Below are 12,620 nucleotides of genomic sequence, written 5' to 3' on the forward strand. Positions count from 1 at the left end.
GACGCTTCTGGCTGAAACCGTGCTCATTTCACATCGTCATGCTCGGCGAAAGCCGAGCATCCACGCCTTCGCGTGCCATGACGAGATCTTCTGGCACCGGTTTGGCTTTTGCATCGCCACGCGATCCTAACCCGCGAAAAGCGCCTCACAAGCCGCGGCGATCGCCAGCACCCGGCCATCGCCACCGCGCGGCCCGATGATCTGCAAAGCCGCAGGCACACCCATCACCGCCAACCCGCTCGGAATGACGCAGGCCGGCGCCTGGGCGAGGTTCACCGGGTAGCTGAACCCCGCCCATTGTGTCCAGCGCGTGAGCCCCGAACCCTCCGGCACTTCCGCCCCCGCCGCGAAGGGCCGCACGGCACAGGCCGGCGAGATGATCGCATCATGTTCCGCCAGCAGCACATCGACGCCAGCGCCAAACACCGCGCGGCGGCCATTCGCCTGAATCAGCCGCGTCGCACTGACCGCGCGCCCCTCCTCGGCGATTTCGAGCAGACCTGGATCCACCTCGGCCAGCGCGCCAGGCGGCAATCCCGCCAGCCGGGCCGCCGCGCCGGTGAACCATAAAGTCTGGAACAGCCCGAGCAGGTCCTCATCCGGCGGCAAAGCGATCGGCCGCAGATTTGCCCCCGCCCGTTCCAACGTGGCGCAAGCAGCCGCGAAATCCCGCGCGACTTCAGGCTCCACAGTCCCAAAAGGCGGCTCGTCCCAAACGCCTAGCCGAAGCCCGACGAGGGAAGCCGCAGCTTCGCCGACCGCAGGCTTGAACGGCAATGGATTTTGAAACCAGTCGCGGAAATCGCGGCCTGACATGGCGTCCAGCATCAGCGCCGCATCGGCCACGCTGCGCGCCATCGGCCCGATATGCGCGACGGTGCCGAAAGCGCTCGCCGGATAAGCCGGCACCCGGCCGAAAGTCGGCTTATGCCCGACGATGCCGGTGAAGGCCGCCGGGATCCGGATCGACCCACCACCATCCGTGCCGAGATGCAGCGTCCCCGCCCCGGTCGCCGCCGCCACCGCGGCGCCGCCCGAGGAGCCGCCGGGCGTCAACGCAGGATCATAGGGGTTGCGCGAAATGCCGGTGAGCGGCCCGTCGGTCAGCGCCTTCCAGCCGAATTCCGGCGTCGTGGTGATGCCGATGATGACCGCCCCGGCCTCTCGCAGCAGGGCAACCGCCGGCGCATCCTCCACACTCTCCACTGCCGGAGCGCGGGAGCCGTAGCGCGTGGCGTGGTTCTTGATCCAGACGATGTCCTTGATGGTCGTCGGAACGCCGTCTAGCGGGCCACGCGGACGGCCGCCCTGCCATCGCCGCTCGGACTCCCGCGCCGCCGCCAGAGCTTCGTCGTGCAGAATGCGCGTAAAAGCGTTGAAGGCTGGTTGGATCGCCTCAGCCCGCGCCAGCGCGGAACTTACGGCCTCGACCGGCGAGGCCTCGCCACGCCCGTAGAGCATGGCGAGTGTTGCGGCATCCGCCCGGGAAAGCGGGTCGGCATCGGCAAGCGGATCGCGCACCGCTTCCTCCGTGAGTGGCTCAGGTGTTCATGGCGTCGAAGAAGTCCTGGTTCGTCTTGCTGTATTTCAGCTTGTCGAGCAGGAATTCCATGCCGTCCGTCGAGCCCATCGGGTTGAGGATACGACGCAGCACCCACATCTTTGACAGCGTCGCGCGCTCCACCAGCAACTCTTCCTTGCGGGTGCCCGACTTCGTGATGTCGATCGCCGGGAAGGTCCGCTTGTCGGAGATCTTGCGGTCCAGGATGATCTCGGAATTGCCGGTGCCCTTGAACTCCTCAAAGATCACCTCGTCCATGCGGCTGCCGGTGTCGATCAGCGCTGTCGCGATGATGGTGAGGCTGCCGCCTTCCTCGATATTGCGCGCCGCACCAAAGAAACGCTTCGGCCGCTGCAGCGCGTTGCTGTCCACGCCGCCCGTCAGCACCTTGCCGGAACTCGGCACCACCGCGTTATAGGCACGCGCCAACCGGGTGATGCTGTCGAGCAGGATCACCACGTCGCGCTTATGCTCAACCAGGCGTTTCGCCTTCTCCAGCACCATCTCCGTGACCTGAACATGGCGCGTCGCCGCTTCGTCGAAGGTCGAGCTGACGACCTCACCCTTCACGCTGCGAGCCATGTCGGTCACTTCCTCGGGCCGCTCGTCGATCAGCAGCACGATGAGGAAGACGTCGGGGTGATTGGCGGAGATAGCGGTCGCGATATTCTGCAGCATAACGGTTTTGCCGGTGCGCGGCGGCGCCACGATCAAAGCGCGCTGCCCTTTGCCGATCGGCGCGATCAGGTCGATCACCCGTGGCGTATTGTCCTTGGCGGGACCTTTCGCGACGGATTGGAAATTCTCCATCTCCATCTTCAGCCGCTCATTGGGATAGAGCGGCGTGAGATTGTCGAAATTGGTGCGGTGCCGCACCGCCTCGGGCGCCTCGAAGTTGATCGTATTGACCTTGAGCATCGCGAAGTAACGCTCGCCGTCCTTCGGTGCGCGGATCTGGCCCTCGACGGTATCGCCGGTGCGCAGGCTGAAGCGGCGCACCTGATGCGGGCTCACATAGATGTCGTCGGGACCCGGCAGGTAGTTCGACTGCGGGCTGCGCAGGAAGCCGAAGCCGTCGGGCAGGATTTCCAGCGTGCCTTCGCCATGGATCGCCTGGTCGTTCTCGGCCAGGTTCTTCAGGATGGCGAACATCATCTCCTGCTTCCGCAGCGATGAGGCATTCTCCACGTTCAGCGACTCTGCGAGACTCAGCAGGTCCGTGGGGGATTTTGTTTTAAGTTCGGCGAGATGCATCGTGACCCTTCGGGGGCGGCGGCGGACCTGAGACTCAGGCCCAGGGGGGATTTTGCTTGCGGAAACGCGCGTTGGGGAGCAGCGGAAGACCGTATTGGAAGAAGGCGGCGGCCCGGATTTCGGCCAAAGGCGCCGGGGGCCCAGGAAGGACCACAGCTCGCCGGCGCGCTATCAGTTGGACCCGGACGCCGCCTAAGTCAAGGGAGGGCGCCATCGCCGCCGCCGAACCCTGAACGCGATGAGGCCGAGATTGCGGGGTCCCCGGTGAAGCTGGTATCGTCGCTATGACGGTCGGATGGCGATATCACGCCGGCCGCGTCATCTCGCCCGACCCACGTCTCAGACTAGCTTTCATGAGTTTCTGAGTAATTAACCAGCCGCGGTAACAAAAATAATAATCCGCGCCAAGGAGGAAAACCGATGGACCAACTAGCTCCCGCAGGCCTGCTGCAGAAGCCGCCTTTCGCGGCGCGATACGAGAACTTCATCGGCGGCAAATGGACGCCGCCGCGCGCCGGCCGCTATTTCGACAACACCTCGCCGATCACCGGCCGGGTCATCTGTGAGGTCGCCCGTTCCGACAAGGACGATATCGAGCTGGCGCTCGACGCCGCTCATGCCGCCAAGGACGCCTGGGGCAAGACCAGCGTCGGTGAGCGCGCCAGCATCCTCATGAAGATCGCCCAGCGGATGGAGGACAACCTCGACAAGCTCGCTCTCGTCGAGGCCTGGGACAATGGCAAGCCGATCCGCGAGACGACGGCCGCCGACCTGCCGCTCGCGATCGACCATTTCCGCTATTTCGCGAGCTGCATCCGCGCCCAGGAGGGCTCGATCAGCGAGGTCGACAACGACACCGTTGCCTATCACTTCCATGAGCCGCTTGGCGTGGTCGGGCAGATCATCCCCTGGAACTTCCCGATCCTCATGGCGGTCTGGAAGCTGGCCCCGGCGCTCGCCGCGGGCAACTGCGTGGTGCTCAAGCCGGCCGAGCAGACCCCGGCCAGCATCCTGGTGGTGGCCGAGCTCATCGCCGACCTCCTGCCGCCCGGCGTTCTGAATATCGTCAGCGGCTACGGCCTCGAAGCTGGCAAGCCGCTCGCGTCCAGCCCGCGCATCGCCAAGATCGCCTTCACCGGTGAGACGACGACGGGCCGTCTCATCATGCAATACGCCAGCCAGAACCTCATCCATGTCACGCTGGAGCTGGGCGGCAAGTCGCCGAACATCTTCTTCGCCGATGTGCTGAACGAGGATGACGCCTTCTTCGACAAGGCGCTCGAAGGCTTCACCATGTTCGCCCTCAACCAGGGCGAGGTCTGCACCTGCCCCAGCCGCGCGCTGATCCAGAAGTCGGTCTACGACCGCTTCATGGAACGGGCGATCAAGCGGGTGGAGGCGATCCGCCAGGGCAATCCGCTCGATCCCAGCACGATGATCGGCGCCCAGGCCTCCTCGGAGCAGCTCGAGAAGATTCTGAGCTATCTCGACATCGGCAAGCAGGAAGGTGCGAAGGTTCTCACGGGCGGTTCGCGCAATGTGCTGGAAGGGCCGCTCTCGGAAGGCTTCTACGTGAAGCCGACGATCTTCGAAGGCCACAACAAGATGCGGGTCTTCCAGGAAGAAATCTTCGGGCCCGTCGTCTCCGTGACGACCTTCGAGGATGAGGAAGAGGCGCTGTCGATCGCCAACGACACGCTGTATGGCCTCGGTGCCGGGGTGTGGACGCGGGACGGCACGCGCGCCTATCGCTTCGGCCGCGGCATTCAGGCTGGCCGCGTCTGGACCAACTGCTACCACGCCTATCCGGCCCATGCCGCGTTCGGCGGCTACAAGCAGTCCGGCATCGGGCGCGAGACGCATAAGATGATGCTCGACCACTACCAGCAGACGAAGAACATGCTGGTCAGCTACAGCCCGAACAAGCTCGGCTTCTTCTGAGCTAGGCTACTGCGTCAGCTCCGATCTAAAGGCGGGGCTGACGCGTCGGCTGTTCCGGCACACCCGCGCTTCAAAATGCCACTGTCGATCATTAGCTAGCTCGGCCGCGACGCGTTTAAAAAAGCTGTGGCTGTCCCAAGGGTGCGGGCGAGGCGAAGTGAACCGCTGCTCTTTTCACTAAATCGATCACGGCAATCTCGGCATCCGTCTCACCCGTCAACGGGATACTGGTCGCGCCACCGTTGCGGTATCGAAAGTGTGGCTGCGGGAAGCGCAGCCATGAGAAACTCAGAGCAGAATTTTGGCTATCGAAGGCCGCGAAGATCCGACCCGAATGCCCGAGGATCACAAGTGAACCAACACGCTTCGTTATGAGGTTGCCAACATCACCCTGAAACAGATGCCCCGCACTAGCCTGCAGGCTGTCGTAGAAAAAATGGAGATTTCGCAGCGAACTCGGGAGTGAAGCGATTTGGGTTTGGCTGGACCCGTCCCGCGTTAACGGCGGGCCGGATGCGACACTCGATCGCCGCCCGTCGTCCCTCAGCGAAGTCTTGGTCTCGAAGCGAGAAAAGGTCTCACCTCGAGAGCGGGGGATCGTCTCGCCAATTTTGCGTATAGAGATGGTCATGCACGCTCCATGCAAAGTCGCTTTACCTTGCACGGATTAAGCCGCTCGGCTTACCTAAACCTTAAACGCCCCGGGGCCTAGCGCTTAGGCGACGACCGTTCTCGCAACCTGCGCTGCGTCTCACGCGTCGTATTCATACTTATGAATAGATGATCGACCGCACTTCGGAGGCAAAGCTGGAATTGGGATATTTCTTGAGGGCATCGTCAACTTGATCGGTAAAGTTATTGATGAGCGTTGTTTGTCTGTCTGCAAAAAACTGCTGATGCTTAAAATGCTTGTCCGTATTGATGTGATCAGGTTCCGTTTGTATGTTTCTTTCTTCAATCAACGCCGTCCTCTCGTTGAACTCCTTGCATATTGGCGCCAGGATTTTAAGAAGAGCTGATTCGGGCTGAGTTTTTGTCAAATTAAGAAGCTTATTGAACTTCGCAGCATTTCTTTTGTTTTGTCCGATCTGCACCAGGAGATTTTTCTCCCTGGAAAAGGCTGGAAGCCGCCGTGGAGCAGGCGATCCATCTACGCGCGCAGGTTTCGGGTCACTTCTATCCGCGTTCTTAACGAGATCTGCAAATTTCTCCGCGCTTTCCGTCGTCGCTCTTCCGGTCGGCGCGCTGACATAAGCCGAAGGCGGAGGAAAACGCGCGACGACCATAACTCTAAACTCCACGAACCACAGTGCGTTTCTACCCAAGATTGATTGAGAAACCCTGGACCCGACAAGATATCGTCCTGTCGATCCGCTATCTCGACGACCCATCCGGCGCCCCAATCCCTCCCGTCCCGATTGACCTTTAACGAAAACTCCACCTAGCTTCGCGCCTCAAACCCCGGAGGTCAGGATGCGCGACGACCACACACGCCTCGGTGCTCTCCCCGTCTCGCGCCGTCAGGCAATCCTCGCCGGAGGTGCCGCCGTCGGACTCGGTGTCCTCGGCCTGCCGCTGATCGGCGAGCAAGCCTTCGCCGCGGGCAAACTGGTGGCGCTGGTCCATACCCAGGCCGCCGGAGACGATGGCCCGATCGACGACATGATCGCCCATCTCAAAGCGCTGTCGAAAGAGAAGGACTTCCCCATCCGCGCGATCTACGCGGCGGACCCCTCGACCTACCAGTCCATCCTGACCACCCTCGCCAAGGCGGGCGCCGGCATCATCGTGACGACCTTCAACGAGATGGCCGATCCGCTGAAAGCCGTGGCGCCCGCCTATCCGGACACCAAGTTCGTCCAGCTCTATGCGGACCCCTTCAACCCGACGATCCCCAATATCCTCACAGTCGAATACCAGGCCCATTACGGCATGTATCTGGCCGGGCTCTTCGGCGCGAAGATCTCGCAGAGCCAGAGGCTCGGCTATATCGGCGGCGTCAGCCTGCCGGGCCTCAACGCCGACCTCAATGCGATGAAGGCGGCGGCCGCCAGCGTCAGCATCAACGCCAAGGTCAAGGGCGCCTTCGCCGGCTCCTTCCAGGACCCCGCGAAAGGGCGCGAAATCGCCAATCAGCTATTTTCCTCCGGTGTCGATTTCATCCAGACCGATGGCGCCGCGACGGATGCCGGCGTGATCCGCGCCGCTGGCGAGGGCGGCAACCGCATCGTCAGCGCCGTTTTCCGCACCCAGTTCAAGCTCGGCCCCAAGACCGTCGCGGCCTCCGTGCTGGTGAATTTCGGCCAGTCGCTCACTGACCAGGTGAATTTCGCGCTGTCCGGCACCTTCGCCGGCGGCCATCATGTCAGCAATCTTGCCGATGGCATCATCGACTTCGTGCCCTCGCCGCTGTTCATGGCGAATGGCCCGGCCGATTACGTGATGCGCGCCAAGGCCGCCTGGCCAGCCGTCGATGCCGCCAAACAGGAGATCATCCAGGGTTCGCTGAAAGTACCCTTCGACACCAAGCTCTGAGGCCCGGGCAGCCGGTCGTGTCCGCCGACCCTCCGGCGCTGGCCTGTAGCGGATTGACCATCCGCTTCGGCGACTTCGTGGCACTGCAGGACGTCACGCTGACCCTCGGCCGCTATCGTATCCATGCCGTCTGCGGCCAGAATGGCGCCGGCAAGACAAGCTTCGCGCGGGCCTGCGCCGGGCTGATCGGCTCCGCCACCGGCACGGTCGAGATCGCCAGCCGCCCCCTGCGGATCGGCCATGTCGCCGCGGCGCGGGAAGCGGGCGTCGAGCTAGTGCATCAAAGCTTCGCCCTGCCGCCCTCCTTCACCGTCGCCGAGGCGATGGAATTCGGCCTCAGCGGCAGCACCGGGGCGATTTTCTTCCGCCGGACCCTCAACCGCCGCTGGGCCAAGCACCTCAAGGCCCTCGGCGTCGAGGCAAAACCGAAAGATCGCATCCGCGACCTGCCAGTCGAGACCCAGCAGGCCGTCGAGATCGCCCGCGCGCTGGCCGGTGACGCACGTCTCCTCATCCTCGACGAACCGACCGCCGTTCTGGCGCCCGGCGCGGTTGACGCACTCTTCGCCCGTCTCCGCCGCCTGCGGGACAGCGGCGTCACCATCATCATCATCCTGCACAAGGTCCGCGAGGTCCTGGCCATCGCCGATACTGTTACGGTGCTGCGCGGCGGCCGCCTGGTGGATGGACCGACCGAGGCCACTGAGGTCACGGCGGAGAGCCTCGCGCGCTCGATCATCGGCGCGGCGGCCATCGCGGCCGAGGCACCGGAGGACCAGGCGGCGCTGGTCGGCGCATCCATTCCGCGCGGCACCCACGCCCAGCCCGCCGCTGCGGTGACCGCACCGCTGCTCTCGATCGCCGGTGCCGCAACCGCCAAAACCGGAGACGGCCCGGCCTTGCGGCAGATCGACCTCTCGGTCGGCGCGGGCGAAATCCTCGGCATCGCTGGGGTCGAGGGCAACGGCCAGCAACCCCTGGTCCAGGCCATCGCCGGGCTTATCCCGCTGACCGCCGGACGCCTGACCCTCGACGGCACCGATATCACCGCCATGCCCCTGGCCGAGCGCCGCCGCCGTGGTCTCCGCATCATCCCCTTCGAGCGCAATACGGAAGGTCTGAGCCTCTCCAGCGCGCTATGGGAGAATTGGGCCGCGCGCGGGCTGCTCGGCCATTCGGCGCTTAGCCTGATCAACCCGGCCAAGCTGCGTGCCGAGGCGCGAGCCGCCTTCACCACCTGGGATGTCCGCTTCGAGACCGTCAACCAGCCTGCCCGCTCGCTCTCCGGCGGCAATGCCCAGAAGGTCATTCTGTCGCGCGAGATCGACGAGGCGGCGCGGCTGATCATCCTCGCCCAGCCGACCCGTGGCCTCGACATCGGCGCCACCGCCTTCGTCTGGCATGCGATGCGGGAGGCGCGGAAGCGCGGCCTCGGCCTCATCCTGATTTCCTCCGACCTCGACGAGCTTTTCGACATCAGCGACCGCGTCATCGTCCTGCAGGGCGGCAGCATCGCCGGAGACTTCACCGCGCCCTATGACCTGCATGCCGTCGGCACCGCCATGGTGGGATCGGCGGCGGCATGAAGGCGGCATCGCTCACCGTCCTCCGCGCCATCGCGTTCGTCCTGCTGGCGCTCATCCTCTGCGGCGTGATCTTTGAGGCCGCCGGCTTCTCGGCGCTCGACATGTTCTCGAGCATTCTCGGCGGTGCCTTCCTGGCCGATGGCGCGCTGATCCAGGATCTTCGCTGGGCCTGCCCGCTCTTCGTCTCGGCGGCGGGCGTGCTGGTCGCTTTCCGCTGCGGCTATTTCAACGTCGGCACGCAAGGGCAGTTCTACCTCGGCGCGATCGGCGCCGCCGTTGTCGTCGCCTTGCTGCCCGGCCTGCCCGGACCCTTGGTCATCCTCCTCGCCCTCCTGCTCGGCATTGCCTTCGGCGCGCTCTGGGCCTTTTGGCCGGGCTGGCTGCGCATCCGCTCCGGCACCGATGAGGTCATCACCACGCTGATGGGCAATTTCATCGCCGGGCTGCTGCTGATCTGGATCACCAGCGGCTGGCTGAAGGACCCCGCCGGCAGCGGCCAGGTCACTGCAAGCCGCCCGGTTCCGGCAGCGATGCGGATCAGCGATTCGAGCGGCGTCTCGCCCACGATCCTCGGCATCACGCTGCTGGTCGCCATCGGGATCTGGGTATTGATGAACCGCACGGCTTTCGGCGTGCTCGGCAGCCTGGCGGGCCGCAACCCCGTGATGGTGACCTGGCAGGGTGCCAGGCTCTCCCGCCTCGGCCTCGGCGCCTTCCTGATCAGCGGCGGCACGGCGGGCCTCGCGGGTGCCATGGAGGTTTTGGGACCGGACGGCAGGCTGGTCAGCGGCTTCTCCCCCGAACATGGCTTCACCGCCGTGCTCATCGCCCTGGTCGCCAATCTCTCCGTCAGCGGCACGGTCATTGTCGCGCTGTTCTTCGGCGGCCTCGCCTCCGCCAGCCTTTTCCTTCCAGTGATCGCGGGCCTGCCAGCGGCGGCCATCGACATGGTCAACGCCGCCATCGCCCTCTTCATCACCGCCCGCGCCTGGCCGCGCCGCCTTGGCGGGGTACGCCGGTGATCTCCCTGGTCGTCGCCGTGCTGCGCGAAGCGACGCCGATGATCTATGTCGCCATGGCCGGCATGTTGGCGCAGCGCGCCGGGGTGTGGAATCTCGGCCTCGAGGGCCTGATGATCACCGGCGCCTGCGCGGGCGTCGTAATCACCGAACGCGTGGGCTCCGTGCTCGCGGGCGTCGCGGGCGCCGTGCTGTTCTCGGTGCTGCTCTCCGTGCTGCTCTGGGTGGTCATCGAGAAGCTACGCGCCAATCCGATCATCGCGGGGCTCGGGCTGACCGGCCTTGGGCTTTCCGGCACCGATCTCGCGATCCAGGCGATCTATGGCAGCGAGGCGGCCGTCACGGCGCCCGCCGGCATCCCCACGCTTGGCCCCGCCTATGGGATTCTTGGCGTGCTCGACGTGCTGGTGCTGCTGATGCCGTTCACGGTGCTGGCGCTCTGGGTGCTGCTCCGCCGCACCCGTTTCGGTCTGCGCCTGGCGGCCTGCGGCGAGCATCCCTTCGCCGCCCGCAGCGTCGGCGCCGATCCCGGCCGCATGCGGCTGCTGGCCCTGGTGTTGGGCGGCGTGCTGGCCGGGCTGGGCGGAGCGGACCTTTCCCTCGGCGGCCTGCAAATCTTCAGCATCAACATGACGGCGGGGCGCGGCTTCATGGCCTTCGCCGCCGTCATCTTCGGCGCCGCGCACCCCTTGGGCACGACCCTCGCCGTGCTATTCTTCAGCCTCGTGGAATATCTCGGAATCAAGGCGCAGCTCGTTTTCGGCGAAAACGCCCCGCGCGATTTCATCCTGATGCTGCCTTATCTCGCGACCGTTCTCGGCATCTGGATCAGCGCTCGCCTGCGTGGCGGCGCGGTGGTCAATTCCGCCGAATTGCGGGATTCCTGAGCGTCCCCAGAACCGGCCCGAAGGCATCTCCATGACCAGAAGAATCATCATCGACACCGACCCCGGCCAGGACGACGCCGTCGCCATCCTGCTCGCCCTCGCATCCCCGGCGGAGCTCACGGTCGACGCCATCATCGCCTGCGCCGGCAATGTCCCCGTCACGCTGACCGGCACCAATGCCCGCAAGATTTGCGAGCTCGCCGGCCGCCCGGACATCCCCGTCTACGCCGGTTGCAGCCGCCCCATGGCCGCGCGCCCCCTCGTCACCGCCGAGCATGTGCATGGTCAAACCGGCCTCGACGGCCCTGACCTGCCCGAGCCTCGCATGCCGCTGCAAGCACAACACGGCGTCGATTTCCTGGTCGACCGCTTACGCGCCGAGCCGCCCGGCTCGCTCACCATCTGCGCGCTCGGCCCGCTGACGAATATCGCCATGGCGCTGGTCAAGGCGCCCGACATCGCGACGCGCATCCGCGAGATCGTGCTGATGGGCGGCGCCTATTTCGAGGTCGGCAACATCACCCCGGCGGCGGAGTTCAACTTCTACGTGGACCCCCATGCCGCCGCCATCGTGCTCGGCAGCGGCGTGCCGATCGTCATGAAGCCGCTGGACGTGACGCATCGCGTGCTGACGACCGACGCACGGCTAGAGCGGATCGGCGCATTGCCCAATGCCTGCGGCCGCGCGGTTGCCGCGATGCTCAACTTCTCCGAACGCTTCGACCTGGAGAAATACGGCACCGCCGGCGCACCGCTGCACGATCCTTGCGTGATCGCCTATCTCATCAAGCCCGACCTGTTTCGCGGCCGGCACATCAATGTAGAAGTGGAGACCACCAGCGCTCTGACGCTCGGCATGTCAGTCGCCGACTGGTGGCGCGTGACCAATCGCGCGCCGAACGCGCTATTCATCCGCGACGTGGACGATCATGGGTTGTACGCATTGCTGGAGGAACGCCTCGCCCGGCTGCCGTAAGGTTATGGCAGGTATTCTCTGGTATAAACCCTGCTCATTCCACCCCGTCATGCTCGGCGAAGGCCGGGCATCCACGCCTTTCTTGCATCACGAAGGCAAGGCGTGGATGGCACGCCTTCGCGTGCCATGACGAGTGTTTGGGTCGCGGTTCAGTATCGGATCATCACGCTCTCAGAGGGGTTAGAACTTGCGCCGCGTATCACCCCGGAAACGGCGACGTGCTCTTGAAACTCGGCAAAGCCTCGATCTTCGACCACCAATCCGCGAAGCCCGGAACAGCGAACACGGCATCCTTGTCCGGAGTCACCGAAACATAGGCGATGATCGGCGCGAGATAGAGATCCGCGAGGCTGAGCTCTCCCGCGATGAAGGGCGAGGCACCCTTTGTCTTCATTACCAGCTCCAAAACCTTGCGGCCGTTCTCCAGCCCGGCGCTCCGCATCGCCTCGCTCTTGCCGCCGACGAAATCCGGAAACAGATGATACCCCGCAACACCGCCGGCCAAAGCGCCATAGCCGTATGAGTCGATGATGCCGACGATCATATCCATCCGCGCGCGATCCTTGGGCGTCGCCGGAACCAGCGATTTACCGGGCAGGACGTCGTTCAGATAACGCGCGATCGCCACGGTTTCGAGGAGACGCATCCCGTCATAATCGAGCACCGGAACCTTGCCGAACGGATGGCGCTCCAGGTGATCCGGTTTCTTCGGATCGCCCTCCAATACGTTGAGCGGCACCTGCTTGAAATCCGTAAATCCCTTCTCGGCCAGCAGCATCTTGACGGTACGGACATAGGTCGAACCGTCGAAGCCCCAAAGCGTCATTTCAGACATGGCTACATCTCCCCAATCTCGTTGAA

The 12,620-nt window shown here is 64.5% G+C and carries 10 protein-coding genes; 6 read left to right on the forward strand and 4 right to left on the reverse strand.

Annotated elements, in window-relative coordinates:
- Window positions 1-126 precede the first annotated feature (126 nt).
- On the reverse strand, window positions 127-1,521 hold the full coding sequence (locus GSQ92_RS13895) for an amidase (protein WP_254065717.1): 1,395 nt from the start codon (window positions 1,519-1,521) through the stop codon (window positions 127-129).
- 19 nt (window positions 1,522-1,540) lie between these two features.
- Entirely contained in the window at window positions 1,541-2,815 is a 1,275-nt protein-coding gene (gene rho, locus GSQ92_RS13900) for a transcription termination factor Rho (protein ID WP_158803763.1), read from the reverse strand.
- Window positions 2,816-3,235: 420 nt separating this feature from the next.
- On the opposite strand from rho, the gene adh reads away from it, so the two are divergent.
- Window positions 3,236-4,756: an aldehyde dehydrogenase gene (adh, locus tag GSQ92_RS13905; protein WP_158803764.1), complete on the forward strand. Its 1,521-nt coding sequence runs from the start codon at window positions 3,236-3,238 to the stop codon at window positions 4,754-4,756.
- A gap of 770 nt (window positions 4,757-5,526) precedes the next feature.
- Here the strand turns inward: adh and GSQ92_RS13910 are convergent.
- Window positions 5,527-6,042 carry a hypothetical protein gene (locus GSQ92_RS13910; RefSeq protein ID WP_158803765.1) on the reverse strand — a complete coding sequence of 172 codons (516 nt, stop codon included), beginning with the start codon at window positions 6,040-6,042 and terminating at the stop codon, window positions 5,527-5,529.
- Between the two features lie 187 nt (window positions 6,043-6,229).
- Between GSQ92_RS13910 and GSQ92_RS13915 the strand changes: the two genes are divergently transcribed.
- The 5 genes from GSQ92_RS13915 to GSQ92_RS13935 are packed head-to-tail and all read left to right on the forward strand — an operon-like array spanning window position 6,230 to window position 11,759.
- Window positions 6,230-7,291: a BMP family ABC transporter substrate-binding protein gene (locus GSQ92_RS13915; protein ID WP_158803766.1), complete on the forward strand. Its 1,062-nt coding sequence runs from the start codon at window positions 6,230-6,232 to the stop codon at window positions 7,289-7,291.
- Window positions 7,292-7,308: 17 nt separating this feature from the next.
- Window positions 7,309-8,877, forward strand: a complete 1,569-nt coding sequence (locus GSQ92_RS13920; RefSeq protein ID WP_158803767.1) for an ABC transporter ATP-binding protein — start codon at window positions 7,309-7,311, stop codon at window positions 8,875-8,877.
- On the forward strand, window positions 8,874-9,899 hold the full coding sequence (locus GSQ92_RS13925; protein ID WP_158803768.1) for an ABC transporter permease: 1,026 nt from the start codon (window positions 8,874-8,876) through the stop codon (window positions 9,897-9,899). The genes GSQ92_RS13920 and GSQ92_RS13925 overlap by 4 nt, the downstream gene beginning before the upstream one ends.
- Complete coding sequence (locus GSQ92_RS13930; protein ID WP_158803769.1) at window positions 9,896-10,783, forward strand: ABC transporter permease subunit; 888 nt, start codon at window positions 9,896-9,898, stop codon at window positions 10,781-10,783. The genes GSQ92_RS13925 and GSQ92_RS13930 overlap by 4 nt, the downstream gene beginning before the upstream one ends.
- A gap of 31 nt (window positions 10,784-10,814) precedes the next feature.
- A complete protein-coding gene (locus GSQ92_RS13935) occupies window positions 10,815-11,759 on the forward strand; it encodes a nucleoside hydrolase (protein WP_158803844.1) in 945 nt (314 codons plus the stop codon).
- A gap of 199 nt (window positions 11,760-11,958) precedes the next feature.
- On the opposite strand, the gene GSQ92_RS13940 is transcribed toward GSQ92_RS13935, so the two are convergent.
- A complete protein-coding gene (locus GSQ92_RS13940) occupies window positions 11,959-12,594 on the reverse strand; it encodes a glutathione S-transferase family protein (RefSeq protein WP_158803770.1) in 636 nt (211 codons plus the stop codon).
- Window positions 12,595-12,620: the final 26 nt, after the last annotated feature.

This window comes from Acidisoma sp. S159 (assembly GCF_009766125.1).
In the GTDB taxonomy this organism is placed as follows: domain Bacteria; phylum Pseudomonadota; class Alphaproteobacteria; order Acetobacterales; family Acetobacteraceae; genus Acidisoma.

What these genes read in the sequence shown, in the direction of transcription:
- GSQ92_RS13940 (WP_158803770.1), bottom strand. Translation starts at nt 12,594, where the DNA reads ATGTCTGAAATGACGCTTTGGGGCTTCGACGGTTCGACCTATGTCCGT.
- rho (WP_158803763.1), bottom strand. Translation starts at nt 2,815, where the DNA reads ATGCATCTCGCCGAACTTAAAACAAAATCCCCCACGGACCTGCTGAGT.
- GSQ92_RS13910 (WP_158803765.1), bottom strand. Translation starts at nt 6,042, where the DNA reads ATGGTCGTCGCGCGTTTTCCTCCGCCTTCGGCTTATGTCAGCGCGCCG.
- adh (WP_158803764.1), top strand. Translation starts at nt 3,236, where the DNA reads ATGGACCAACTAGCTCCCGCAGGCCTGCTGCAGAAGCCGCCTTTCGCG.
- GSQ92_RS13915 (WP_158803766.1), top strand. Translation starts at nt 6,230, where the DNA reads ATGCGCGACGACCACACACGCCTCGGTGCTCTCCCCGTCTCGCGCCGT.
- GSQ92_RS13935 (WP_158803844.1), top strand. Translation starts at nt 10,815, where the DNA reads ATGACCAGAAGAATCATCATCGACACCGACCCCGGCCAGGACGACGCC.
- GSQ92_RS13925 (WP_158803768.1), top strand. Translation starts at nt 8,874, where the DNA reads ATGAAGGCGGCATCGCTCACCGTCCTCCGCGCCATCGCGTTCGTCCTG.